36 protein-coding genes are annotated in these 24,217 nt (G+C 65.4%); all 36 read left to right on the top strand.

From position 1 onward, the window contains the following. Positions 1–67: 67 nt before the first annotated feature. Positions 68–2,401 carry a 5-methyltetrahydropteroyltriglutamate--homocysteine S-methyltransferase gene (metE, locus tag PKE72_RS07345; protein ID WP_271164728.1) on the top strand — a complete coding sequence of 778 codons (2,334 nt, stop codon included), beginning with the start codon at positions 68–70 and terminating at the stop codon, positions 2,399–2,401. 2 nt (positions 2,402–2,403) lie between these two features. Next, entirely contained in the window at positions 2,404–3,168 is a 765-nt protein-coding gene (locus tag PKE72_RS07340; RefSeq protein ID WP_271164727.1) for an acyl-CoA thioesterase, read from the top strand. Positions 3,169–3,463: 295 nt separating this feature from the next. Beyond that, the gene (gene rpsJ, locus PKE72_RS07335; RefSeq protein WP_105563630.1) at positions 3,464–3,769 is read left to right on the top strand and encodes a 30S ribosomal protein S10; all 306 of its coding nucleotides are present in this window, start codon (positions 3,464–3,466) and stop codon (positions 3,767–3,769) included. 21 nt (positions 3,770–3,790) lie between these two features. Continuing rightward, complete coding sequence (gene rplC, locus PKE72_RS07330) at positions 3,791–4,540, top strand: 50S ribosomal protein L3 (RefSeq protein WP_055753390.1); 750 nt, start codon at positions 3,791–3,793, stop codon at positions 4,538–4,540. Further along, entirely contained in the window at positions 4,540–5,178 is a 639-nt protein-coding gene (rplD, locus tag PKE72_RS07325) for a 50S ribosomal protein L4 (RefSeq protein ID WP_271164726.1), read from the top strand. Before rplC ends, rplD begins: the two co-directional genes overlap by 1 nt. Further along, complete coding sequence (locus tag PKE72_RS07320) at positions 5,178–5,480, top strand: 50S ribosomal protein L23 (RefSeq protein ID WP_008260292.1); 303 nt, start codon at positions 5,178–5,180, stop codon at positions 5,478–5,480. Before rplD ends, PKE72_RS07320 begins: the two co-directional genes overlap by 1 nt. Before the next feature lie 4 nt (positions 5,481–5,484). Then, positions 5,485–6,321 (top strand): 50S ribosomal protein L2, encoded by an 837-nt coding sequence (gene rplB, locus PKE72_RS07315; RefSeq protein ID WP_267516094.1) that lies wholly within the window; start codon positions 5,485–5,487, stop codon positions 6,319–6,321. Positions 6,322–6,323: 2 nt separating this feature from the next. Beyond that, positions 6,324–6,602, top strand: coding sequence for a 30S ribosomal protein S19 (gene rpsS / locus PKE72_RS07310; RefSeq protein WP_008262211.1), 279 nt, complete (start codon positions 6,324–6,326; stop codon positions 6,600–6,602). A 3-nt stretch (positions 6,603–6,605) separates the two neighbouring features. Further along, positions 6,606–6,986: a 50S ribosomal protein L22 gene (gene rplV / locus PKE72_RS07305; protein WP_008262904.1), complete on the top strand. Its 381-nt coding sequence runs from the start codon at positions 6,606–6,608 to the stop codon at positions 6,984–6,986. Continuing rightward, positions 6,986–7,741, top strand: coding sequence for a 30S ribosomal protein S3 (gene rpsC, locus PKE72_RS07300; protein WP_183194940.1), 756 nt, complete (start codon positions 6,986–6,988; stop codon positions 7,739–7,741). The genes rplV and rpsC overlap by 1 nt, the downstream gene beginning before the upstream one ends. Before the next feature lie 3 nt (positions 7,742–7,744). After that, complete coding sequence (rplP, locus tag PKE72_RS07295; RefSeq protein WP_267516103.1) at positions 7,745–8,185, top strand: 50S ribosomal protein L16; 441 nt, start codon at positions 7,745–7,747, stop codon at positions 8,183–8,185. Continuing rightward, on the top strand, positions 8,185–8,382 hold the full coding sequence (gene rpmC / locus PKE72_RS07290) for a 50S ribosomal protein L29 (protein WP_008263673.1): 198 nt from the start codon (positions 8,185–8,187) through the stop codon (positions 8,380–8,382). Before rplP ends, rpmC begins: the two co-directional genes overlap by 1 nt. Positions 8,383–8,392: 10 nt before the next feature. Then, positions 8,393–8,635 (top strand): 30S ribosomal protein S17, encoded by a 243-nt coding sequence (gene rpsQ, locus PKE72_RS07285; protein WP_267516110.1) that lies wholly within the window; start codon positions 8,393–8,395, stop codon positions 8,633–8,635. Between the two features lie 18 nt (positions 8,636–8,653). Beyond that, positions 8,654–9,022, top strand: coding sequence for a 50S ribosomal protein L14 (gene rplN, locus PKE72_RS07280; protein ID WP_003164378.1), 369 nt, complete (start codon positions 8,654–8,656; stop codon positions 9,020–9,022). 1 nt (position 9,023) lies between these two features. Next, positions 9,024–9,332 (top strand): 50S ribosomal protein L24, encoded by a 309-nt coding sequence (gene rplX, locus PKE72_RS07275; protein WP_008263379.1) that lies wholly within the window; start codon positions 9,024–9,026, stop codon positions 9,330–9,332. Further along, complete coding sequence (rplE, locus tag PKE72_RS07270; protein ID WP_154726240.1) at positions 9,332–9,892, top strand: 50S ribosomal protein L5; 561 nt, start codon at positions 9,332–9,334, stop codon at positions 9,890–9,892. The genes rplX and rplE overlap by 1 nt, the downstream gene beginning before the upstream one ends. 19 nt (positions 9,893–9,911) lie before the next feature. Next, on the top strand, positions 9,912–10,217 hold the full coding sequence (gene rpsN, locus PKE72_RS07265; protein ID WP_135195330.1) for a 30S ribosomal protein S14: 306 nt from the start codon (positions 9,912–9,914) through the stop codon (positions 10,215–10,217). Positions 10,218–10,232: 15 nt separating this feature from the next. Next, on the top strand, positions 10,233–10,631 hold the full coding sequence (gene rpsH, locus PKE72_RS07260) for a 30S ribosomal protein S8 (RefSeq protein ID WP_008262310.1): 399 nt from the start codon (positions 10,233–10,235) through the stop codon (positions 10,629–10,631). Between the two features lies 1 nt (position 10,632). Beyond that, positions 10,633–11,166: a 50S ribosomal protein L6 gene (gene rplF, locus PKE72_RS07255; protein WP_271164725.1), complete on the top strand. Its 534-nt coding sequence runs from the start codon at positions 10,633–10,635 to the stop codon at positions 11,164–11,166. A gap of 3 nt (positions 11,167–11,169) precedes the next feature. Continuing rightward, on the top strand, positions 11,170–11,526 hold the full coding sequence (gene rplR, locus PKE72_RS07250) for a 50S ribosomal protein L18 (protein ID WP_271164724.1): 357 nt from the start codon (positions 11,170–11,172) through the stop codon (positions 11,524–11,526). Positions 11,527–11,538: 12 nt separating this feature from the next. Further along, the gene (gene rpsE, locus PKE72_RS07245) at positions 11,539–12,147 is read left to right on the top strand and encodes a 30S ribosomal protein S5 (protein ID WP_271164723.1); all 609 of its coding nucleotides are present in this window, start codon (positions 11,539–11,541) and stop codon (positions 12,145–12,147) included. Positions 12,148–12,149: 2 nt separating this feature from the next. Then, positions 12,150–12,338 carry a 50S ribosomal protein L30 gene (gene rpmD / locus PKE72_RS07240; RefSeq protein ID WP_183194946.1) on the top strand — a complete coding sequence of 63 codons (189 nt, stop codon included), beginning with the start codon at positions 12,150–12,152 and terminating at the stop codon, positions 12,336–12,338. Positions 12,339–12,598: 260 nt separating this feature from the next. Next, the gene (gene rplO, locus PKE72_RS07235; RefSeq protein WP_271164722.1) at positions 12,599–13,192 is read left to right on the top strand and encodes a 50S ribosomal protein L15; all 594 of its coding nucleotides are present in this window, start codon (positions 12,599–12,601) and stop codon (positions 13,190–13,192) included. Positions 13,193–13,310: 118 nt separating this feature from the next. Beyond that, complete coding sequence (gene secY / locus PKE72_RS07230; protein WP_271164721.1) at positions 13,311–14,690, top strand: preprotein translocase subunit SecY; 1,380 nt, start codon at positions 13,311–13,313, stop codon at positions 14,688–14,690. Positions 14,691–14,738: 48 nt separating this feature from the next. Beyond that, positions 14,739–15,299 (top strand): adenylate kinase, encoded by a 561-nt coding sequence (locus tag PKE72_RS07225; protein ID WP_271164720.1) that lies wholly within the window; start codon positions 14,739–14,741, stop codon positions 15,297–15,299. Positions 15,300–15,329: 30 nt separating this feature from the next. Beyond that, on the top strand, positions 15,330–16,064 hold the full coding sequence (locus PKE72_RS07220) for an energy transducer TonB (protein ID WP_271164719.1): 735 nt from the start codon (positions 15,330–15,332) through the stop codon (positions 16,062–16,064). Between the two features lie 179 nt (positions 16,065–16,243). Beyond that, the gene (gene rpsM, locus PKE72_RS07215) at positions 16,244–16,612 is read left to right on the top strand and encodes a 30S ribosomal protein S13 (RefSeq protein ID WP_026108555.1); all 369 of its coding nucleotides are present in this window, start codon (positions 16,244–16,246) and stop codon (positions 16,610–16,612) included. 9 nt (positions 16,613–16,621) lie between these two features. After that, a complete protein-coding gene (rpsK, locus tag PKE72_RS07210; RefSeq protein WP_008264180.1) occupies positions 16,622–17,011 on the top strand; it encodes a 30S ribosomal protein S11 in 390 nt (129 codons plus the stop codon). A 91-nt stretch (positions 17,012–17,102) separates the two neighbouring features. Continuing rightward, positions 17,103–18,122 (top strand): DNA-directed RNA polymerase subunit alpha, encoded by a 1,020-nt coding sequence (locus tag PKE72_RS07205; protein ID WP_267516149.1) that lies wholly within the window; start codon positions 17,103–17,105, stop codon positions 18,120–18,122. Between the two features lie 110 nt (positions 18,123–18,232). After that, entirely contained in the window at positions 18,233–18,652 is a 420-nt protein-coding gene (gene rplQ / locus PKE72_RS07200; RefSeq protein WP_271164718.1) for a 50S ribosomal protein L17, read from the top strand. Between the two features lie 94 nt (positions 18,653–18,746). Then, positions 18,747–19,205 (top strand): GNAT family N-acetyltransferase, encoded by a 459-nt coding sequence (locus tag PKE72_RS07195; RefSeq protein ID WP_271164717.1) that lies wholly within the window; start codon positions 18,747–18,749, stop codon positions 19,203–19,205. A gap of 188 nt (positions 19,206–19,393) precedes the next feature. Beyond that, entirely contained in the window at positions 19,394–20,332 is a 939-nt protein-coding gene (locus PKE72_RS07190; RefSeq protein ID WP_271164716.1) for a LysR substrate-binding domain-containing protein, read from the top strand. A gap of 332 nt (positions 20,333–20,664) precedes the next feature. Continuing rightward, entirely contained in the window at positions 20,665–21,195 is a 531-nt protein-coding gene (locus PKE72_RS07185; protein WP_271164715.1) for an EF-hand domain-containing protein, read from the top strand. Continuing rightward, positions 21,192–21,722, top strand: coding sequence for a DUF2271 domain-containing protein (locus PKE72_RS07180; protein WP_271164714.1), 531 nt, complete (start codon positions 21,192–21,194; stop codon positions 21,720–21,722). Before PKE72_RS07185 ends, PKE72_RS07180 begins: the two co-directional genes overlap by 4 nt. Positions 21,723–21,820: 98 nt before the next feature. Beyond that, a complete protein-coding gene (locus PKE72_RS07175) occupies positions 21,821–23,926 on the top strand; it encodes a TonB-dependent receptor domain-containing protein (RefSeq protein ID WP_271164713.1) in 2,106 nt (701 codons plus the stop codon). Positions 23,927–23,931: 5 nt separating this feature from the next. Next, positions 23,932–24,217, top strand: a 286-nt coding sequence (locus PKE72_RS07170) for a hypothetical protein (protein ID WP_271164712.1), incomplete at its 3' end; no start/stop codon positions are given.

Below are 24,217 nucleotides of genomic sequence, written 5' to 3'. Positions count from 1 at the left end.
TCCACGTCCGCGTCGGCGTCCGCGCGACCCTGTCCGAAACCTGGCCACAACACAGGTTTCGAACGTCATGACCCGCCACACCGTCCAGGTCGCCACCCTCGGCTTTCCCCGCATCGGCCCCAAGAGAGAGCTGAAGGCTGCGCTAGAGGCCTATTGGGCCGGAAAGACCGACGCAGAGGCTCTGCTGTCCACCGCCGCCGACCTGCGCGGCCAGACCTGGGCGCGCCAACGTGCCTTGGGTGCCGACATCGTGCCGTCGAACGACTTCTCTCTTTATGATCAAGTGCTGGACCTGACGGCGATGGTCGGCGCCGTGCCGGCCGCCTACGGCTGGGGCGAGGACCGGGTCGATCTGGCCACCTATTTCGCCATGGCCCGCGGCTCGCGCGGCGATGACGAGGTCTGCGCACACGGCCATGTCCATGCAAGCGGCGAAGGGACGCCGGCGATGGAGATGACCAAATGGTTCGACACCAACTACCATTACCTCGCGCCCGAGTTCACGGCTGACCAGCTGTTCCGCCTGGGCTCGACCAAGGCGCTGGACGAGTATCTGGAGGCGAAGGCCCAGGGGGTCGAGACCCGGCCGGTGCTGCTGGGCCCGGTCAGCTATCTGCTGCTGGGCAAGACACGGGGCGACGCGTTCGACGTGCTGAGCCTGCTGCCGCGCCTGCTGCCGGTCTATGCCGAGGTGCTGCGCTCATTGGCCCGCGCCGGCGCCACCTGGGTCCAGATGGACGAACCCTGCCTGGTCACGGATCTCAGCGACGAGGCGAAGGCCGCCTATGACCACGCCTACCGCGTGCTGACGGATGTGACGCCGCCGATCAAACTGATGCTGACGACCTATTTCGGGGCGCTGGGCGACAATCTGGACACGGCGCTGCGACTGCCGGTTCACGGCCTTCACATCGACCTGATCCGCGCGCCGGAGCAGTTGGCGCAGGTCGCATCGGCGGCGCGAGCCGACCAGGTCCTGTCACTGGGCGTCATCGACGGCCGCAACATCTGGAAGGCCGATCTGAACGCCGTGCTCGACAAGGTCGAACCGCTGGTCGCCGCAGGACGCAAGGTGGTGATCGCCCCCTCCTGCTCTCTGTTGCACACGCCCATCGATCTGGATCGAGAGACCGTGCTTGATCCGGAGATCAAGGACTGGCTGGCCTTCGCCGTGCAGAAGGTGGCTGAGCTGGCGATCCTGGCGCGAGCGCTGAATGAAGGACGCGCTGCGGTGAAGACGGCGCTGGACGCCTCGACCGCCTCCGTCGCCTCGCGCCGCACCTCGCTCCGCATCAATGATCCTAAGGTGCAGGCTCGAGCGGCCGACTCCGACCCCGCCCTGGCGAGCCGGACCTCCAGCTTCGAGATCCGCCGGCAGGTTCAGCAGCGGCGTCTGAACCTGCCGGCCTATCCGACCACAACCATTGGGTCGTTCCCGCAGACGGTCGAAGTCCGCAAGGCGCGGGCCGACCACGGCAAGGGCGTCATCGACGATGCGGCCTATGCCCAGTTCCTGCGCGAGGAAACGGCGCGGACGGTGAAATGGCAGGAGGATCTAGGGCTGGACGTGCTGGTCCACGGCGAGTTCGAGCGCAACGACATGGTCCAGTATTTCGGCGAGCAACTGTCGGGCTTCGTCTTCACCAAGGCGGCCTGGGTGCAATCCTATGGCTCGCGCTGCGTCCGCCCGCCGATCATCTTCGGCGACGTCTCGAGGCCCAGGCCGATGACGGTCGAATGGTGGCGTTACGCCCAAGGCCTGACCGAGCGGCCGATGAAGGGGATGTTGACCGGCCCGGTGACGATCCTGAACTGGTCCTTCGTGCGTGACGACCAACCGCGCAGCACCACCTGCCGCCAGATCGCCTTCGCCATCCGCGACGAGGTGACGGATCTGGAGACGGCCGGCGCCGCCGTGATCCAGATCGACGAGGCGGCCCTGCGCGAAGGCCTGCCGCTGCGTCGCGCCGACTGGGCGGCGTATCTGGAGTGGGCGGTGGAGAGCTTCCGCATCACGGCCTCGGGTGTTCGGGACGAAACCCAGATCCACACCCACATGTGCTACTCGGAGTTCAACGACATCATCCAGTCCATCGGGGCCATGGACGCCGATGTCATCTCCATCGAGACCTCGCGCTCGAAGATGGAGTTGCTCGACGCCTTCTCCGACTATCGCTATCCGGCCGAGATCGGGCCCGGCGTCTATGACATCCACTCGCCGCGCGTGCCTTCGGTTGATGAGATGTCGGCCCTGCTGACGGCGGCGGCGGGCAAGCTGCCGGCGGATCGGTTGTGGGTGAACCCGGACTGCGGCCTGAAGACCCGCGCCTGGCCGGAAACCGAGGCGGCGCTGGCTAACATGGTGTCGGCCGCAAAGGTCGCGCGTCACGAGGTCGCGTAGGCGTGAGCGTCACACTTATAGATATGGTGTTCCCCGGAGATGCCAATCACCACGGAACCTTGTTCGGGGGCATCGGTCTGGCGCACCTGGACAAGGTCGCCTTCCTGGCCGCCGCGCGTCATGCGCGGCGGCCGACCGTCACGGCTGGGTGCGAACGGATCGACTTCGCTGCGCCCGCCCGTATCGGCGAGATGGTCGAGGCGACGGGCCGGGTCGTCCGTGTTGGTCGCACTTCGATGGGCGTCGAAGTCGAGCTCTGGGCCGAGGCGCCGGTGAGCGGCGAACGGCGGCTGTGCACGCGGGGCGTCTTCAACATGGTGGCACCGCGAGAAGAAGGGCAGGGCGACCTACCGCCGTTGGAGGACGACACGCCCAATCGCGATGCCTGGCTGCGGGCGGTGGAGATGGTCTTCCCGGCGTGGACCAATCACTACGGCACCCTCTACGGCGGTGACGCCCTGAAGCTGATGGGCAAGGCGGCCTTCGTCTGCGCCACACGCAAGGCCAGGGCCGTCATGGTCATGGCGGCGTCGAACCGCATCGATTTTTCTTCTCCCATAAGAGAAGGCGACATGATCGAGCTGGCGTCGCGCGCGACGCGGGTCGGCCGTTCCTCCATTACTATAGAGGTGGAACTGTGGGCCGAGGGCCTGCTGACGGGCGACCGGCGGCGGTCTGCAGCGGCGGAATTCGTCATGGTGGCGGTCGATGAAGCCGGGCGGCCCCGGTCGATTTCCGGGGCGTCGTCGGCGCTGGAACCTGCCTGACGAAATCCTGTCTCAGCCGGGGTTTGCGCGCTTGACGAAATCAGAATCGATAGGCATAAGCCACCACTCTTGTTGGACCGGCTGTGCAGTTCGCTGCAAACGCGGTCCGCAGGAACGACCTAAGTCACTGTTCTTTGCAGCTTCTTGGGATTTCAACGGCCTTCGCGGGCGACTGCGTGGGCCGATCGTTTTTGCGGATTTGCGTTCCCTGAGGGCTTTTTGCCCGAAGGCCTTCGGTCTTTGAAATGGTTCACAGGGACGCGGTCCTCCGACCGCATTGGAAGTAAGCACCGATATGGATCAAAGCATCCGCATCAGGCTCAAGGCCTTTGATCACCGCGTCCTCGATTTCTCGACGCGCGAGATCGTTAATACCGCCAAGCGCACCGGCGCGACCGTTCGCGGTCCGATTCCGCTGCCGACCCTGATCGAGAAGTTCACCGTGAACCGCTCGCCGCACGTCGATAAGAAGTCGCGTGAGCAGTTTGAAATCCGCACGCACAAACGCGTGCTCGACATCATCGACCCCACCCCGCAGACCGTGGACGCGCTCATGAAGCTCGACCTGTCCGCCGGTGTGGACGTCGAGATCAAGATTTAAAGTAGAAAGAGGCGGGATCCGATGCGCACGGGCGTGATCGCCAAGAAGCTGGGCATGACCCGCGTGTTCGCCGATGACGGCGCGCACGTACCGGTCACTGTGCTGCAGCTCGACGGCTGCCAGGTCGTCGGCCAACGTACCCAGGAGCGTGACGGTTACGTCGCTCTCCAGCTGGGCGCTGGCACGAAGAAGGCTAAGAACACCAACAAGGCTCAACGCGAGACCTTCGCCAAGGCGGAAGTCGAGCCCAAGGCCTATGTGACCGAGTTCCGCGTTGATGCGGACGGTCTGCTGGACGTGGGCGCCGAACTGTCGGCCGAACACTTCCTGGTGGGCCAGAAGGTCGACATCCAGGGCGAGACCATCGGTAAGGGTTTCGCCGGCGCTATGAAGCGCTGGAACTTCGGCGGCCTTCGCGCCACCCACGGCGTCTCGGTCTCGCACCGTTCGCACGGTTCGACGGGTAACCGTCAGGACCCGGGTCGCACCTTCCCTGGCAAGAAGATGGCCGGTCACTACGGGACCGAAACCGTCACCACCCAGAACCTGACCGTCGTCCGCGTGGACGCCGAGCGTGGCCTGATCCTGATCAAGGGCGCTGTCCCCGGTCACGACGGCAGCTACGTCAAGGTTCGCGACGCCATCAAGAAGGCTCGTCCGGCTGACGCTCCGTTCCCCGGTGCGCTGAAGTCGAGCAAGTCTGCTGCTCAACCCGCCTCGACCCCGGCTGAAGAAGCCCCCGTCGAAGCGACCGAAGGCGGTGAAGCGTAATGAAACTCTCTGTCATCCAACTCGACGGCAAGGCCGCTGGCGACGTGGAACTGTCGGACGCCGTCTTCGGCATCTCTGACATCCGCGGCGACATCCTGGCCCGCACCGTCAACTGGCAACTGGCCAAGCGCCGCGCCGGTACGCACAAGGTTCAAACCCGCAACGAGAATTCTCGTACGGGCAAGAAGATGTACAAGCAAAAGGGCACCGGCGGCGCTCGTCACGGTTCGCGCCGTGCACCGCAGTTCGTCGGCGGTTCGCGCGCCTTTGGTCCGGTCGTTCGCGACCACGGCTTCTCGCTGCCGAAGAAGATCCGCGCGCTCGCTCTGCGTCACGCCCTGTCCTCCAAGGTGAAGTCGGGCGACCTGATCGTCGTCGACACCGTCTCGGTCAAGGAAGCCAAGACCGCCTCGCTGCGCGAGACGCTCGGCAAGCTGGGCTGGACCAAGGCTCTCATCATCGCGGGTCCGGAAGTCGACACGAACTTCGGCCTGGCCGCACGCAACATCCCGCACATCGACGTGCTGCCGAACGCCGGCCTGAACGTCTATGACATCCTGCGGGCTGACAAGCTGGTGCTGACCAAGGCCGCTATCGAGGCGATCGAAGCCCGCTTCAGCGATAAGGAAGCCGCGTAATGGCCGCTCAACCTACCGCCAAGCACTACGACACCATCCTGGCTCCGGTGATCACCGAAAAGGCCACGATCCTGTCCGAGCAGAACAAGGTCGTCTTCCGCGTCGCCGACACGGCGACCAAGGACGAGATCGCCGCGGCGGTCGAAAGCCTGTTCAAAGTCAACGTCCTGAAGGTCAACACCCTGGTTCAAAAGGGTAAGACCAAGCGCTTCCGGGGTATCCTGGGTCGTCGCGTGGACATCAAAAAAGCAATCGTGACCCTGGCCGACGGCCAGTCGATCGACGTGACCACGGGGCTCTGATCAGATGGCCTTGAAACATTACAATCCGACCTCGCCGGGCCGTCGCGCCCTCGTGCTGGTCGACCGTTCGGAGCTCCACAAGGGCCGTCCGGAAAAGTCGCTGACCGAAGGCCTGACCAAGTCGGGCGGACGCGGGCAGGGCGGTCGCATCGCGGTCCGCTTCCGCGGCGGCGGCGCCAAGACCCTGTACCGCAAGATCGACTTCAAGCGTCGCAAGTGGGACATGGTCGGCACGGTCGAGCGTCTGGAATACGATCCGAACCGCACGGCCTTCATCGCCCTCGTGACCTACGAAGACGGCGAGAAGACCTACATCATCGCGCCCCAACGCCTTAAGGCCGGCGACGTGGTGATCGCGGGCGAAAAGACCGACGTGAAGCCGGGCAACGCCATGCCGCTTCGTTCGATGCCGGTGGGTACGATCATCCACAACATCGAGATGAAGCCGGGCAAGGGCGCTCAGCTGGCCCGTTCGGCCGGCGCCTACGCCCAACTGGTGGGTCGCGATCAGGGCTACGCCCAGATCCGCCTCGGCTCGGGCGAGCTGCGCATGGTTCTGGACGGCTGCATGGCCACGGTGGGCGCGGTTTCGAACCCCGACCACATGAACCAGAACCTGGGCAAGGCCGGTCGCAAGCGTCACATGGGCTTCCGCCCGCACGTCCGCGGCGTCGCCATGAACCCGATCGACCACCCGCACGGTGGTGGTGAAGGCCGGACCTCTGGTGGTCGCACCCCCGTCACGCCGTGGGGTAAGGACACCAAGGGCACTCGTACCCGCAAGAACAAGGCTACGGACAAGTACATCATCCGTACCCGCCACGTTAAGAAGGCTCGCTAAGAATGGCCCGCTCCTCCTGGAAAGGCCCGTTTGTCGACGGGTATCTGCTCAAGAAGGCCGACGCCGTTCAAACGTCGGGCCGCAAGGACGTGATCAAGACCTGGTCGCGCCGCTCCACCATCCTGCCGCAGTTCGTCGGTCTGACGTTCGGCGTCCATAACGGTCAGAAGCACGTGCCCGTGTCGGTCTCGGAAGAGATGGTCGGCATGAAGCTCGGCGAGTTCGCCCCGACCCGGAACTTCCCGGGTCACGCGGCGGACAAGAAGGCCAAAAGGAAGTAACTGATGGCCCAGACCAAGAACATTCGTCGGGTCGCCCCGACCGAGGCCCGCGCCAAGCTGGTCAACGTGCGCATCAGCCCGCAAAAGCTGAACCTGGTCGCCGCATCGATCCGCGGCATGCCGGTTCAGAAGGCGCTGAACGAGCTGGAATTCAGCCGTAAGCGTATCGCGACTGACGTCCGCAAGGTCCTGTATTCGGCGATCTCGAACGCTGAGAACAACCACAACCTCGACATCGACAACCTCGTCGTCGCCGAGGCCTTCGTGGGCAAGAACCTGGTGATGAAGCGTTTCGCGAGCCGTGCTCGTGGCCGTTCGTCGCGCATCCTGAAACCGTTCAGCGAGATCACCATCGTGGTCCGTGAAGCCGGCGAGGCCGCCTGATGGGTCAGAAAATCAATCCGATCGGTCTGCGCCTCGGCGTGAACCGTACGTGGGACAGCCGTTGGTTCGCCGCCGGCGCCGACTATTCCCGCCTGCTGCACCAGGACCTGAAGCTGCGCGAGTGGCTGCGGGAACGTCTGGCCGCCGCCGGCGTGTCGCGCATCATCATCGAGCGCCCTCACAAGAAGTGCCGGATCACCATCTACGCCGCCCGTCCGGGTGTCGTGATCGGTAAGAAGGGCGCTGACATCGAGAAGCTCCGCAAGGACATCTCGGCGCGCACCGAGGGTGAAGTTCACCTGAACATCATCGAAGTCCGCAAGCCGGAAACCGATGCTCAGCTGATCGCCGAGAACATCGCGCAGCAGCTGGAACGTCGTGTTGCATTCCGTCGTGCGATGAAGCGGTCGATGCAGTCGGCGATGCGTTTGGGCGCCAAGGGCATTCGGATGAATGTCTCGGGTCGTCTGGGCGGCGCTGAAATCGCGCGGATGGAATGGTATCGCGAAGGTCGCGTGCCGCTTCACACCCTGCGGGCCGACATCGACTATGGCTTCTATGAAGCCAAGACGACCTACGGCATCATCGGCGTGAAGGTCTGGGTGTTTAAGGGTGAAGTGCTCGAGCACGATCCGATGGCCCAGGACAAGCGTTGGGCCCAGGAAGCGTCGGGTCCGTCCTCGAACGAAGGCCGCGAACGCGGCGGCCCCCGTGGCGACCGCGGTCCGCGTCGCGACCGGGGACGTGAGAACTAAGTCATGTTGCAACCGAAGAAGACCAAGTACCGCAAGGCCTTCAAGGGCCGCATCCACGGCTCGGCCAAGGGCGGCTTCTCGCTGAACTTCGGGTCGTACGGCCTGAAGACGCTGGAGCCGGAACGCATCACCGCGCGTCAGATCGAAGCGGCTCGCCGCGCGATCACCCGCCAGATGAAGCGCCAGGGCCGCGTCTGGATCCGCGTCTTCCCCGACCTGCCCGTCACGGGCAAGCCGGCCGAAGTCCGGATGGGTAAGGGCAAGGGCGCCGTGGACCATTGGGCCGCGCGTTGCCACCCGGGCCGCATCCTGTTTGAAATCGACGGTGTCACGGACGAAGTCGCCCGTGAAGCCCTCCGTCTCGGCGCCGCCAAGCTGCCGGTCCGCACCAAGGTCGTGACCCGCATCGACGCCGGCATCGCCCATGTCGAGGTAGCCGCCTAATGACCAAGATCGCCGATCTGCGGTCGCAAACGACCGACCAACTTTCCGACGAGCTGCTGAAGCTCAAGAAGGAACAGTTCAACCTGCGCTTCCAGGCGGCCACCGGCCAAATGGAAAAGACTCACCGCGTTGGTGAAGTCCGCAAAGACATCGCCCGCATCTCGACGCTTCTGCGCGAGAAGCGTGCGGCCTCGTAAGGAAACGAATATGCCCAAGCGAATTCTTGAAGGCGTGGTCGTGTCCGACAAGGGCGACAAGACCGTCGTCGTGAAGGTGGAGCGCACGCTGCTTCACCCGGTTCTGAAGAAGATCGTTCGTCTTTCGAAGAAGTATCACGCCCACGACGAAGCCAACGCGCTCAAAGTCGGCGACATTGCTCGCATCGTCGAGTGCGCCCCGAAGTCCAAGTTGAAGCGCTGGGAAGTCCTTTCCAACGCCTCCGCCTCGTAATCAGAAGGATCTGATCTTATGATCCAGATGCAAACTAACCTGGAAGTGGCCGATAATTCGGGCGCCCGCCGGGTCATGTGCATCAAGGTGTTGGGCGGCTCCAAGCGCCGCTACGCCTCGATCGGCGACACAATCGTCGCCTCCGTGAAGGAAGCCATCCCGCGCGGCCGTGTGAAGAAGGGCGACGTTGTTCGCGCCATCGTCGTGCGCACCGCCAAGGACATCCAACGCAAGGACGGCTCGGTCATTCGTTTTGACAAGTCGGCCGCCGTCATCGTCAACAAGCAGAACGAGCCTGTCGGCACGCGGATCTTCGGCCCGGTTCCCCGCGAACTGCGCGCCAAGAACCACATGAAGATCATCTCGCTGGCTCCGGAGGTCCTGTAACATGGCCGCCAAGATCAAGAAAGGCGACCGCGTCGTCGTCCTCACCGGCAAGGACAAGGGCCGCACGGGCAACGTGCTGAAGGTCCTGCCCACCGAAAACCGCGTCCTGGTTGAAGGCGTCAACATGGTTCAGCGCCACACGCGCCCGAGCCAGGCTGACCCGCAGGGCGGCATCAAGAACAAGGAAGCCTCGCTTCACCTGTCGAACGTCGCGATCGCCGACGCCAACGGCAAGGCGACCCGCGTCGGCTTCAAGATCGATGGGGACACCAAGGTCCGCATCGCCAAGACGACGGGAGACGTCATCTGATGGCTACCGAGAAGTACACTCCGCGCCTCAAGGGCGAGTACCAGGCGCGCATCCGCCAGGTGCTGAAGGAAAAGTTCGGCTACACGAACGAAATGCAGGTGCCCAAGCTGGACAAGATCGTCCTGAACATGGGCATCGGCGAAGCCGTCGCGGACTCCAAGAAGGCGAACGCCGCCCTCAAGGATCTGACGGCCATCGCCGGTCAGAAGGCCGTCGCCACCAAGGCCCGTAACTCCATCGCCGGCTTCAAGCTGCGTGAAGGCATGGTCATCGGCGGCAAGGTCACCCTGCGCGGCGACCAGATGTACGAGTTCCTGGACCGGTTCATCACGATCGCGCTGCCGCGCGTGAAGGATTTCCGTGGTCTGAAGGGCACGTCGTTTGACGGTCGCGGCAACTACGCCACCGGTCTGAAGGAACACATCGTGTTCCCGGAAATCAACTACGACCAGATCGACCAGATGTGGGGCATGGACATTGTCGTCTGCACCACGGCCAAGACCGATGAGGAAGCCAAGGCTCTCCTCACCGAGTTCAAGTTCCCGTTCGTGAAGAACTGAGCGGGAAGGGAAGAGAACAATGGCTAAGAAGAGCGCCGTAAACCGCAACGAAGCCGTCAAGGCCCTGGTTGCGAAGTATGCCGCGAAGCGGGCCGCCCTGAAGGCGACCGCCAACGATGAAAACCTGCCGCTTGAGGAGCGTTTCGATGCGCGCCTGAAGCTGGCTGAACTGCCGCGCAACTCCGCGCCGAGCCGCATTCGCAACCGTTGCGAAGTGACGGGTCGTCCGCGGGCGTTCTATCGCAAGCTCAAGATGAGCCGGATTGCGCTGCGTGAACTCGGCAACCAGGGCCAGATCCCTGGCCTGACCAAGTCCAGCTGGTAAGGGGAGCGAACAGACATGATGATCAACGATCCCCTGAGCGACATGATCGCTCGCATCAAGAACGCGGCGACCCGCAAGCGTTCCAAGGTGCTGACCCCCGCTTCCCGTCTGCGCCAGCGCGTCCTCGACGTGCTGCAGGACGAAGGCTACATCCGCGGCTACAACCTGGTTCAGAACCCGGGTGAGTTTCCGCAGTTCGAGATCGAGCTGAAGTACTTCGACGGTCAGCCCGTCATCGCCGAGATCGCACGCGTGTCCAAGCCGGGCCGCCGCGTCTATTCGGCGATCGGCGATCTGAAGCCCGTCAAGAACGGCCTCGGCATCTCGATCCTCTCGACTTCGAAGGGCGTCATGTCCGACGCTTCGGCCCGCGACGCCAACGTCGGCGGCGAAGTCCTCTGCAGGGTCTACTGATATGTCCCGTATTGGCAAAAAAACCATCGCTGTGCCGAAGGGCGTGACTGTCACGCTCAACGGTCAGACCGTCTCCGTGAAGGGCCCCAAGGGCGAGAGCTCCTGGACCGTCGCCGAGGAAATCGAAGTCACGCACGAAGGCGACGAGCTGTCGCTGGGCCTGCGCACGGACACGCAACGCGGTCGCGCGATGTGGGGCCTGTCGCGCACCCTGGTCGACAACATGGTCGTCGGCGTCACCACCGGCTTCGAGAAGTCGCTTGAGCTGGTCGGCGTGGGTTACCGCGCCGCGATGAAGGGCAACGCCCTGTCGCTGCAGCTCGGCTTCTCGCACGAAGTCGACATCGATCCCCCGGCCGGCGTCAGCTTCGCTGTTCCGAAGCAGACCGAGATCAAGATCTTGGGTGCTGACAAACAAGCTGTCGGTCAGATCGCCGCGGTCATCCGCAAGCTGCGTCCGCCTGAGCCTTACAAGGGCAAGGGCGTCCGTTACGCGGGCGAAAAGGTCCGTCGCAAGGAAGGCAAGAAGAAGTAAGTCATGGCTCTTTCTCTTCGACAACAAGCCAAGCGCCGCTCGGAGCGCACCCGTCGCCGCCTGAAGGCCGTCGCCAACGGCCGTCTGCGCCTGTCGGTGTACCGTTCGGACAAGAACATCTCGGCCCAGATCATCGACGACGCCCAGGGCGTGACCGTCGCGTCGGCCTCGTCGCAGGAAGGCGGCAAGGGCAAGCGCGGTTCGGACACGGCCGCCGCCGCCGCGATCGGCAAGCTGATCGCCGAACGCGCCATCGAGAAGGGCGTCAAGGACGTCGTCTTCGACCGTGGCGAGTACATCTATCACGGCCGGGTCAAGGCGCTGGCGGAAGCCGCGCGCGAAGCCGGCCTGAACTTCTAAGGGACGCGAAGCATGGCGCATCAACCCCAGCGCGGCGGCGGCGGCAACGATCGCAACCGTCGTGACAACCGCAACGCTCCCGCAGTCGACGGTCCGGATTCGGACATCGTCGAAAAGCTGGTGCACATCAACCGCGTCGCCGCCACCGTCAAAGGCGGCCGTCGCTTCAGCTTCGCAGCCCTGATGGTCGTCGGCGACGGCAAGGGCCGCGTCGGCTTCGGTCACGGCAAGGCGCGTGAAGTGCCGGAAGCCATCCGCAAGGCGACCGAAGAAGCCAAGAAGACGATGATCCGCGTTCCGCTGCGCGAGAACCGCACCCTGCACCACGACGGCAACGGCCGTTGGGGCGCCGGCAAGATCATGATGCGCGCCGCCCCTCCCGGGACCGGCGTCATCGCGGGCGGTCCGATGCGCGCCGTGCTCGAAACCCTCGGCGTCCAGGACGTCGTGGGCAAGTCGACCGGTTCGTCGAACCCCTACAACATGATCCGCGCGACGTTCGAAGCGCTGAAGGTCCAGTCCTCGCCCCGTCAAGTCGCGTCCAAGCGCGGCAAGAAGGTCGCGGATCTGATGGGCCGTCGCAACGACGGCGCCTCGGCGCCCGAAGCTGTGGAGTCCTAATCATGGCCGAGCAAAAGACCGTCACCGTCAAGCAGACCGGTTCGCCCATCCGCCGCAAGAACGACCAGCGCGCCACCCTGGTGGGCCTGGGTCTGAACCGCCTGGGTCGTGAATCGACCCTGGAAGACACCCCCTCGGTTCGTGGGATGATCGCCAAGGTCGCCCACCTGACCGAGATCGTCGAAAAGTAAGACAAAGACTCTCCCTCCCCCTCGGGGGAGGGCAGGTCGCGCAAGCGGCCAGGTGGGGGCGGCTCGGCAAGAGTCGCCTTTACTGCTGTTCGGGGAGCCGCTATAGCGCCCGACCTTGAGATATCCGGGACTGGCTCGCTGAGCCCTTCCCACCCGGTCGGCTTCGCCGACCACCGTCCCCCGAGGGGGAGGGAGAAGACAAACTTTGAACGCCGAGTCCGGACGATGTCCGGGCGCTAGCACCCGAAAGGATCAGGCATATGAAACTGAACGAAATCCGCGACAACGAAGGCGCGCACAAGAAGCGCATGCGTGTCGGCCGTGGCCCCGGTTCGGGCAAGGGCAAGACCTCGGGCCGCGGCGTCAAGGGTCAGAAGTCGCGTACCGGCGTCAGCCTGCTGGGCTTCGAAGGCGGCCAGATGCCGCTGTACATGCGTATGCCCAAGCGCGGCTTCAACAACCCGAACGCCCTGAAGCTGGCCGAAGTGAACCTGTGGCGCCTGCAAGACGCCATCGACGCCGGCAAGCTGGACGCCAAGTCGGAACTGAAGGGCGACGCCCTGGTCGCCGCAGGCGTGATCCGTCGCGTCAAGGACGGCGTGCGTCTGCTGGGCACCGGTGAAGTCAAGCAAGCCCTGAACCTGGTCGTCTGGTCGGCCACCGCCGGCGCCAAGAAGGCCATCGAAGCCGCCGGCGGCACGGTGCTGGAACAACGTATCGAAGCCGAAGCCAAGGCCGCTGCGCGCGTCGAGAAGCGCAACGCCGCCAAGGGCAAGGCTCCGGCTCCCAAGGCCCGTCTCGGCGGCGAGAACAAGATCTCGGCCCGCACCAAGCGCGCCGCCGCCAAGGCCTAAGCAACGCGTCGTCGCGGCTGGACTAGGCCGTGGCCTGATTACACCTGCGACGACGAAACAACGGANNNNGGCCCCCTTTCCGCCTATCTGACGACTCAGTCAGTCGTGGGGACGCATAATGGCTTCGGCCGCAGAACAACTCGCCGCCAATATGAACATGGGCTCGTTCGCGAAAGCGACCGAGCTGCACAAGCGCCTGCTGTTCACGCTGGGCGCCTTGCTGGTTTATCGCATCGGCACCTATGTGCCGATCCCGGGCATCAATTCGCAGGCCTTCCTGCAATTCTTTCAAGACCCCTCGGGTCAGCGCGGCATCCTGGACATGTTCAACATGTTCTCGGGCGGCGCGGTCGAGCGGATGGCCATCTTCGCGCTGAACGTCGCGCCCTATATCTCGGCGTCGATCATCGTGCAGCTGATGGGCACCGTGTATCCGCCCTGGGAGAAGCTGAAGAAGGAAGGCGGCGAAAGCGGCCGCAAGCAGCTGAACCAGTACACCCGCTATCTGACGGTGTTCCTGGCCCTGGCCCAGTCCCTGGGCATTGCGGCGGGCCTCAACGCCCAGCCGGGCCTGGTCGACAATCCGGGGATCTTCTTCCTGGTTTCGACCGTCGTGACCCTGACGGGCGGCACCATGTTCCTGATGTGGCTGGGTGAGCAGGTGACGGCGCGCGGCGTCGGCAACGGCATCTCGCTGATCATCTTCGCCGGTATCGTGGCGGTCCTGCCGTCCACCATCGCCCGGATGCTGGGCCTGGCCCAGCAGGGTCAGATGTCGGCCTTCGCCCTGTTCTTCATCGCCGTTCTGGCGGTCGTGACCGTGGTCTTCATCGTCTTCATGGAACGGGCCCAGCGCCGTCTGCTGATCCAGTATCCGAAGCGCCAGGAAGGCAACCGGATGGCCGGGGGCGAGCGTTCGTTCCTGCCGCTGAAGGTCAATACCGCCGGCGTCATCCCGCCGATCTTCGCCTCGTCCCTGCTGATGCTGCCGACCACGGTGGCCAGCCTGACCGCCAATGCGGATCTGCCCGGCTATCTGAGCTGGCTGCCGCTGGTGACGGCCCAGCTGACGCATGGCCAGCCGCTGTTCATGGCCCTGTATGCGGCCCTGATCATCTTCTTCTGCTTCTTCTACACCTCGATCACCTTCAACCCGGAGGACACGGCCGAGAACCTGCGCAAGTACGGCGGCTTCCTGCCGGGCATCCGTCCAGGCAAGCGTACGGCCGAGTATCTGGACTATGTCCTGACCCGTCTGACGGTGATCGGCGCGGCCTATATCACCGCCGTCTGCCTGCTGCCCGAATTCATGGTCGCCCAGATGGGCAACAGCCTCTACTTCGGCGGAACGTCTATCTTGATCGTGGTGTCGGTGACGATGGACACTGTGGCCCAGATCCAGTCCCAACTGCTGGCGCACCAGTACGAGGGTCTGATCAAGAAGGCCAAGCTGCGCGGTCGCGGCGGTCGTGGCGCGCCTACGCCCGTTCGTCGCTGACCCGGGCGTCGCTGAGTTGACTACAAGAAGCCTGGGGAGGGCTTACGCGTGAACTTGATCCTGTTCGGACCGCCGGCGGCGGGCAAGGGGACACAGGCCAAGCGGCTGGTCGAAGAGAAGGGCATGGTCCAGCTCTCGACCGGCGACATGCTGCGGGCTGCGATCGCCTCGGGCTCGGAGCTGGGGCTCAAGGTCAAGGACGTGCTGGCGCGCGGCGATCTGGTGACGGACGAGATCGTTATCGCCCTGATCGAGGACCGTCTGCCGGAGGCCGAGGCCGGCGGCGGCGCCATCTTCGACGGCTTCCCCCGCACCGTGGCCCAGGCCGAGGCCCTGGACGCCATGCTGGCCAAGCGCGGCGCCCAGATCGACGCCGTGGTGCGGCTGAAGGTCGATGATTCCGCCCTGCTGGAGCGGATCGCCAAACGCTATGCCGAACAGGGCCGGCCCGACGACAACCCCGACACCTTCGTGGTGCGTCTGGACGCCTACAACCGCAACACCGCGCCGCTGCTTCCCTATTACGACGCCCAGGGCAAGCTGACCGAGGCGGACGGCATGGGCTCGATCGAGTCTGTCGCCAAGGCGATCGACGAAGCTCTGGCGTGACCAAACCGGACGTCGGGCGTTAAACGACCGATGTCAGACGCAGATACCACCCATGACAGAAGGCGCGCCCGCAGACGCTGGCGCGCCTTCGCCGTTTTCGTCGGGGTGGCCGGGGCGGAGCTGGGCCTCGCCCTTCTGCTGGGCCAGGTGAAGGGCAGGGCGCCGGAGACCTTGGGGACGCCGCCGCGACCGGTCGAAGTCCTGCTCTATGAGCCGCCGCCGCCGATTTCGCTTGAGGCGCCTGCGCCGGAGACGGGGGGAGGCGCCCCGGCCGCGCCGTCGCGCATTCACACGCCCCCGCCGCTGAAACAGCCGCGTCCGGTCGAACTGCCCGTTCCGCCCAAACAGGCGCCCGAGCCGGCCCCGGTCGTCGGGATCGCGCCCGCGCCTTCGCCGGCGCCCGGTTTCGGCCAGGGCGGGCAGGGGAGCGGCAGCGGATCCGGCGTGGGAGCGGGCTCGGGGCCGGGCGCCGGCTCGACCCGCGCGCGCGTGCTTCGCTCTCCGCCCGTGGCGGAAATTCGGGCCAATCACCCGCGTGCGGCGCGCAGCCGTTACGGCAACGCCGCCCTGTCCTGCGTCGTTCGCCTGGACCAGCGGCTGGAAGACTGCCGGGTGATCAGCGAGACCCCGCCGGGCCTGGGCTTCGGCGAGGCCGCCCTGCGTCTGGTCGATCAGTTCCGCGCCCAGCCCCCGACCGAGGACGGTCGTCCGGTCGAAGGCCAGAGGCTGGTGGTGGGAATCGACTTCGGCAATCGGCCCCGTTGACGACGGCCCGCGCACCGGGCATTTCAGACGCAGCGGCCTTCGCCCGTCTTCGATCCCACCAGGCGTTGACGCGATGTGAATCATCTGTATAAGGGCGCCTTCCCGCGAAGGGCGCCACGCTCCTGGTTTGTTAACCGGAGCGTTTGTTGCGTCTGACTAACGCGTATCTGGAGAATTTCGTGGCCCGTATTGCTGGCGTCAACATCCCGACCAACAAGCGCGTTGAAATCGCGCTTCAGTACATCCATGGCATCGGCCCCGCCGCCGCCAAGGACATCACCGAAAAGGTCGGCATCGAGCCGGCTCGCCGGGTGAACCAGCTGACGGACGCCGAAGTCCTGTCGATCCGCGAAACCATCGACAAGGATCACACCGTCGAGGGCGACCTGCGCCGCGAGACGTCGATGAACATCAAGCGCCTGATGGACCTGGCCTGCTACCGCGGCCTGCGTCACCGCAAGGGCCTGCCGGTCCGCGGTCAGCGCACGCACACCAACGCCCGCACCCGCAAGGGTCCCGCCAAGCCGATCGCCGGCAAGAAGAAGTAAGACAGACACATGGCCAAGGAACCGGGTCGCGTAAAGAAGCGCGAGCGCAAGAACATCACCTCGGGCGTCGCCCACGTGAACGCCAGCTTCAACAACACCATGGTGACCATCACCGACGCTCAAGGAAACGCGATTTCCTGGTCGTCGGCCGGTCACATGGGCTTCAAGGGCTCGCGTAAGTCGACCCCGTATGCGGCCCAGATGGCCGCTGAAGACGCCGGCAAGAAGGCGCAGGAACACGGCGTGAAGACGCTGGAAGTGAACGTCTCGGGTCCGGGTTCCGGCCGTGAATCGGCCCTGCGCGCGCTGCAGTCGGTCGGTCTGACGATCACCACCATCCGCGACGTCACCCCTATGCCGCACAACGGTTGCCGTCCGCCCAAGCGTCGTCGCGTCTAAGCGACACCGCCTAAAGCACCCCCATCTCCGTCGGCTCCACCATGGCCTCGTCGACAAGGCCGGAGCCGACGAAACCCGTTCGAGGGACAAAATGATCGAAAGAAACTGGCAAGAGCTGATCCGTCCCGAGAAGCCGCAGATCGAGATCGGTTCCGACGCCCAGCGCAAGGCGCGCCTGGTGGCCGAACCCCTCGAGCGTGGCTTCGGTGTGACGCTCGGCAACGCGCTCCGTCGCGTTCTGCTGTCCTCGCTGCAAGGCGCGGCTGTCACCGCCATCCAGATCGACGGCGTCGTCCATGAGTTCTCGTCGCTGGAAGGCGTTCGGGAAGACGTGGTCGACATCGTCCTGAACATCAAGCAACTGGCGCTGCGCATGCACGCCGAAGGCCCCAAGCGCATGACCCTGCGCGCCACGGGCCCCGGCGTTGTGACGGCCGGCCAGATCGACGTGCCGGCGGACATCGAGGTTCTGAACCCCGATCACGTCATCTGCACCCTGGACGACGGCGCGTCGGTCCGCATGGAACTGACCGTCCAGAACGGCAAGGGCTATGTGGCCGCAGAGCTGAACCGTCCGGAAGATGCGCCGATCGGCCTGATCGCCGTCGACGCCCTGTATTCGCCGGTCAAGCGCGTCGCCTATCGCGTCGAGCCGACCCGTCAGGGCCAGTCGCTGGATTACGACAAGCTGCTGCTGGAAGTCGAAACCAACGGTGCGGTCACGCCGGTTGACGCCGTGGCCTATGCCGCGCGCATCCTGCAAGACCAGCTGCAGATCTTCATCACCTTCGAAGAGCCCAAGAAGGCTGTCGAGCAGTCGGACGGCAAGCCCGACCTGCCCTTCAACCCGGCCCTGCTGAAGAAGGTGGACGAGCTGGAGCTGTCTGTCCGTTCGGCCAACTGCCTGAAGAACGACAACATCGTCTACATCGGCGACCTGATCCAGAAGACCGAGGGCGAAATGCTTCGCACCCCGAACTTCGGCCGCAAGTCGCTGAACGAGATCAAGGAAGTTCTCGCGACCATGGGGCTCAGCCTCGGCATGGACGTGCCGAACTGGCCGCCCGAAAACATCGAAGACCTGGCCAAGAAGTTCGACGACCAGATCTAAGTTCAACCCTCCGCCCGTCTCCTCTCGGGGAGAATGACGGGGCGGTTAGAAGATTACGAGCCTAGGTCTTCCTCAACGAAGATACCGGGCTCGGAGTAGGAGAGACCCTGATGCGCCACGGCGCCGCCCATCGTAAACTCGGTCGCACGAGCAGCCACCGCACCGCCATGTTCGCGAACATGGCCGCCTCGCTGATCAAGCACGAGCAAATCACCACGACCCTGCCCAAGGCGAAGGAACTGCGTCCCTTCGTCGAGAAGCTGGTCACCCTGGCCAAGAAGGGCGATCTGCACGCTCGTCGTCAGGCCATCAGCCAGGTTCGCGACGTGCCGCAAGTCGGCAAGCTGTTCGAAACGCTCGGCCCGCGCTACAGCGAGCGTAACGGCGGCTATATCCGCATCATGAAGGCGGGCTTCCGCCACGGCGACAACGCCCCGATGGCCGTGATCGAGTTCGTTGATCGCGACGTCGAAGCCAAGGGCAAGGACTCCGGTCCGGTCCTGGCCTTCGAAGGCGACGACGAGGCTTAAGCCTCGCGTCTCTGGCGAGACTGATGTTCGAAAGGGCGGCCGGAGCAATCCGGCCGCCCTTTTGCTTTCCCCGGACATGGGGCAAGAGGCGGGAATGACCGTCGCCATTGTCGATTACCGCCCCGACCACGCCGCCGCCTGGGCCCAGCTGAATGAGGCCTGGCTGGCCGAGGGAGGCTTCGTCATCGAGGCCAAGGATCGGCGCTCGATCGACGACCCGCACGGGGTCTTCATCGCCGGCGGCGGCCGGATCTTCATCGCCGAAAGGGACGGGGAGGCGGTCGGTTGCTGCGCCCTGATCCGCATTCCGGACGGCTTCGAAGTGTCGAAGATGACGGTGACGCCCGCCGCGCGCGGTCTGGGCCTGGCGCGACGTCTGCTGGAGGCCTGTGAATCGGCGGCGCGCGAGGCGGAGGCGACGCATCTGTACCTGGAGACCAACAGCGCCCTGAAGCCGGCTATCGCCCTGTACGAAAGCTTCGGCTTCCTCCACCTGCCGCCCCGCCCGACCCCCTACGCCCGCGCCGACGTCTTCATGGAGAAGCGGCTCTAGCCGGTGAAGGCCTCGCCCAGGGCCAGGATCCATATGAGCAGAACGCACAGGCCGTAGACCAGCTTGTCCAGGCGGGTGCGGCGTGGCGGGCGTGGCGGCGGGTCGAACTGGGGCATGACCAGCTTGGAGCCGATTTCCCTGGAGGTCGAAATCGATTAAGCGGGTCGGGGTCTGTGAGGGGAAGTCACATGAAGTCCGCCGCGCCGCCGCCCTTGAACGCCCTGCGCACCTTCGACGCCTTCGCCCGCCACGGCAGCATGACCCGCGCCGCAGCCGAGCTTTGCGTCACCCATGGCGCGGTCAGTCGCCAGATCGCGGCCTTGCAGACCGCCTTGGGCGTGGTGCTGGTGTCCGGCCCTCGTCACGCTCTGGTCCTGACCGAGGCGGGGACGCAGTTGGCCGAGCGGCTGACCCCGGCCTTCGGCGCCATCACCGACGCGGTCCAGGCGACCCGCCACGGCGTCGCGCGAGAGATCGAGATCTCCTGCCTGGGCACCTTCGCGCTGAAATGGCTGATTCCCCGCCTGCCGGATTTCCTCGAGGCCCATCCCGAGGTTCGGGTGCGGGTGTCGGAATCCTATGCGCCGGTCGATTATCGGCGGGATCGATTCGACGGCGCGATCCGGATCATCGAGCCGGACGAGGTTCATCCGCGCGCCCAGGCGACACGTTTCCTGCCCCAGCATCAGGGGCCGGTCGGGGCGCCGGAGTTGATGGCGTGTCTGCCGACCCTGGCGGCTGTGGCCGACGCTCCGCGCCTGCGCTCCGCCACCTTCCGCCGCGCCTGGCCGGCCTGGGCCGTGATGGTGGGGCTGGACCTGCCCCCGGCGAAGGTGGAGCGGGAGTTCGCGCATAATCATTCGATGGTCGAGGCCGCCGCGTCCGGCATGGGCGTGGCCATCGCGCCCTGGGCCTTTGTGGCGCCGGACGTGAAGGCGGGTCGGCTGGCGGCGCCCTTCGGCTTCGTCGAACGTCCGTCCTGGTTCGCCTTCCTGCGCCCGGAGGGACGCCGCGACCCCGCCGTCGACGCCTTCCGGGATTGGCTGGTGGAGCAGGGGGAAATCAGTCCCCCGCCGCCGGGGCGCGCCTCTGGTCGTTTGAGCGAAGGCGACGGCCAGCGCGCCTAATTTCTGGAGTTAAGTCCAAGACGTTCAATGCCTTGGCTCCGCGGCTCCTCATCTTCTCAGCACGCTCGCGACAGGACGCATACTGGGCGCGTGATGAATGCGCCCGTCTGCGTCCTGGGGAGAATGTACGAAAATAGACTCCAAAAAATTGGGGTGGATTGAGTCCATTCCCACGAAGGTTCCCGCGCTAAGTATCACGGCCGAAATGGGTTGCAATTGAGAGTCGTTCGCGGCAATTGGGCGCCCACGGTCAAGGTGTCGCGGATGTCGCGCCGCCCCGACCGCGCCGCAGCGCTCCTCGCGCGGCCGTTTCCAGATCTGGAGTTCATCCCGTGCGCAGTCGCCGTCCTCTCGCCGCCGCCCTTGTGATCAGCCTGGCCGTGCCGGCCTCCGCCGCCCTCGCTCAGGCCCAGACCGGCAGCGGCCCGATCCGACCCGCCGGCGGACATAGCCGCACGGCCTTCATCCAGGGCTATGACGCGAATCGCGATGGCCGCGTGGACCGGGCCGAGTACGACGCCCTGCGCGAGGCGCGCTTCAAGGCCGCCGACGCCGACAGCAATGGCGTGCTGACGGAAGACGAGTATGTGGCGGAATACGCTGGGCGCCTGCGCTCGCAATACGCCGCCGCCTCGCGCCCCTCGGACGAGATGTTCGAGCGTCAGCTGAAGCAGGCCGTGGTGCGGTTCTCGGTGATCGACCGCGATCGCGACGGTCAGCTGACCCCCGAAGAGAACCAGGCCGTGGCCCTGCGCACCTTCGAGGAGCATGACACCGACAAGGACGGCGTGGTGTCTCCCGAAGATCCCGAGCCCAAGCCCGAGACCGATGGGGACGCCGCTCCGGCCGCGCCCCGGTCATGAGCAGGGTTTCGCTCGGTCTCGGGGCGGCGGCGGTCGTCCTCTGCGCGACCAGCGCCTCCGCCGCAGACCTCAGCATCGAACTGGACGTGCCGACCCAGACCTCGGCCGCCTATCACAAACCCTATGTGGCGATGTGGATCGAGCGCGCGGACGGCGCCCCGGTCGGGACCCTGTCGGTCTGGTACGATGTCCGCGTCCGGCACGGCAACGGCACCGTCTGGCTGCGCAACCTGCGCACCTGGTGGCGTAGCGGCGGGCAGGCCCTGACCCTGCCGGCCGACGGCGTCAGCGGCGCGACCCGCGCGCCGGGCCGTCAGACCCTGCGCTTCAAGGGCGACCAGGGCGTTCTCGCCGGCCTGCCTGACGGCGACTACAACCTCGTCGTCGAAGCCGCCCGAGAGCAGGGCGGCCGCGAAGTGGTGCGGGCCCCGTTCCAATGGCGGAGCCGCGCGCGTGCCGCTCGAACCGAAACGCGAGCCGCCGGCTCGAGCGAACTGGGCGCCCTGACAGTCGCCGTTCTCCGATGACCTGATCCGCCGCCGGCCAAGGGCCATTTCCACCCATCAACTGCAAATGCGACGCAAAACTAGGCGATGAAAGCCGACGACCAAAGGACCAACTTCCGATGACCTCTCCTCTTGCCAATCCCCTGAACCGCCGTCTGCTGGGCGCCTCCGCCCTGGCGCTGGTCCTGTCTGCCTCCGGCCAGGCCTTCGCCCAGACGACGCCGCAAACCGATGAGACCGACGACGCCACGACCCAGCTGTCGCTGGGCAAGATCGTCGTCTCGGCCGGTGTCGAGAAGATCGCCACCGACACGCCCCAGGCGGTCACCGTGCTGAACCAGGACGACATCGACGACACCCAGGCCTCGACCATCGGCGACCTGCTGGACGATGTTCCGGGCGTCTACACCGCCGGCGGCGCCAGCAACCTGGGCCAGACCTTCAACATCCGCGGCATGACCAGCAACCGGGGCGAGGTCCTGATGCTGGTCGACGGGGTCGAGAACTATTTCGAGGGCTACCGCATGGGCGCCTTCTTCTCGGAGCCGGAGCTCTACAAGCGGGTCGAGGTCCTGCGCGGCCCCAGCTCCTCCACCCTCTACGGCTCGGGCGCCCTGGCCGGGGTGATCAACTTCACCACCAAGGACGCGTCGGACTTTCTGACGGGCGACGACCGTTTCGCGCTGCGGACGCGGTTCGGTTATGAGTCGAACGGGGACGGGAAGCTGGGCTCCATCATCATGGCGACCCGGCCGACCGAAGACGTCGATCTGTTGATCGCCCTGAACGGTCGCACTAGCGACGACTATGAGGACGGGAACGGCGACGTCGTCACCCCGTCGGACGCCAGCGCCAACTCCGTTCTGGCCAAGGCCCGCTACTATATCGGCGGCGATCGCAAGCACAGCGTCTGGGCCTCGGCCCAGGTCTGGGAGAGCGACAGCTATCAGCTGTATGACCAGATCACCGGCTTCACGGCCTTCGGCACGGTGCGCCGCCGGACGCGCGACGAGGCCTTCGCCGTCGGCTATGACAACAGCTTCGAGGGCAACGACCTGCTGGACCTGAAGGCGCAGGTCTCTGTCTCGGAAACCCTGACCGACCAGGACGGCATCGCCCTGGCCAGCAGCCTCGGCTATGCATCGGAGTACAGCTATTCGACCGTTCAGGCCCGTCTGGAGAACACCTCCAAGTTCACCCTGTCGCCGGATTGGACCGCCTTCGTCACCGCCGGTCTGCAGTACTACAGCCAGGAACGGCGCAACCCCCGCTACAAGGCCGACGGCAGCCCCCTGAGCAATGGGGCGACCACCCACCCGGAAGGCGACACCACCCGGTACGGCGGCTTCGTCCAGGCCGAGATCCTGTGGCGCGACAAGCTGGTGATCACGCCCGGCCTGCGGATCGACCATACCGAACTGAGCCCCGGCGCCGGCGTCGTGGTCGGCGGCGGATCCACCGCCGTGCCGGAGGATGCGACCAACACCGGCTATTCGCCCAAGCTGGCCGTGCTCTACAATCTGACCGACTATCTGAACGTCTTCGGCTCGGTGGCCCATACCGAACGGATGCCGATCCTGGACGAGGTCTACAGCCGTTCGGGAACCGCTCCGGTCAACCTGAATCTGGATCCGGAGAAGTCCGACAACTACGAGCTGGGGGCGTCGCTGACCCTGCGCGGCCTAGCCACCTCGTCCGACCGTCTGAACGCCAAGCTGACGGCCTTCAACAATACGGTGGAGAACCTGATCACCTCGGCGTCCGCCACCTCGGGCTATTTCATCAATGTGGGCGAGGCCAAGTACGAGGGCTTTGAAGTCGAGGCGGAATATGCGACCCGCAGCCTGTTCGCCCGGGCGTCCTACGCCACGGTGGACGCCACCAACGAGACGACCGGCGTCCTGCTGAACACCCGCCCGGCGGACGAACTGAACCTGAACCTGGGCTATGTTCTGAACAGCCTGGATCTGACGGTCGGTTGGCGCGGCGAGTTCGTCAGCGGGATCACCAACTACAACGCCACGACGGGCGCGGTGTCCTCGACGGTGGACAGCTACAATGTCCACGACCTCTATGCGACCTGGCGGCCCCGCAGCGGCAGCCTGGCGGGCATGGACGTCCGGGTTTCGGTCGACAATGTCCTGGACGACTATGTGAAGAACAACCTCGCCTCGTTCGCGGGCCAGGGGCGAAGCTTCAAGCTGAGCCTCGGCAAGACCTTCTGACGTCCGTGGTCCTGTCGCGCAAAGGGCGTCTGGGCGCCCTGACGGCCTCCGTTCTTTTGAACGGAGGCCTGCTGCTGGCCGCTGTGAGCCAGCCGATGGAACGGACCTTGTTCATCGAGCCCCAGGCCATGGTGGTCGAGCTGATCGGGCCCGAACAGGGCGTGGCCGTGCCCGACAGCCTGAAGTCCGACACGCCCAAGGACCAGTCGAGCAAGATGGCGGCGTCGGCTCCCCCGACGCCGCCGACGCCCGTCCCGGCGCGCCTGGCCCCCGTTCCAGCGGCGGACCCCA

The organism is Brevundimonas intermedia, assembly GCF_027922165.1.
Lineage (GTDB): Bacteria > Pseudomonadota > Alphaproteobacteria > Caulobacterales > Caulobacteraceae > Brevundimonas > Brevundimonas intermedia.
The sequence above is the reverse complement of the archived record's forward strand: the minus strand, read 5'-3'. Positions and strand labels throughout refer to the sequence as shown.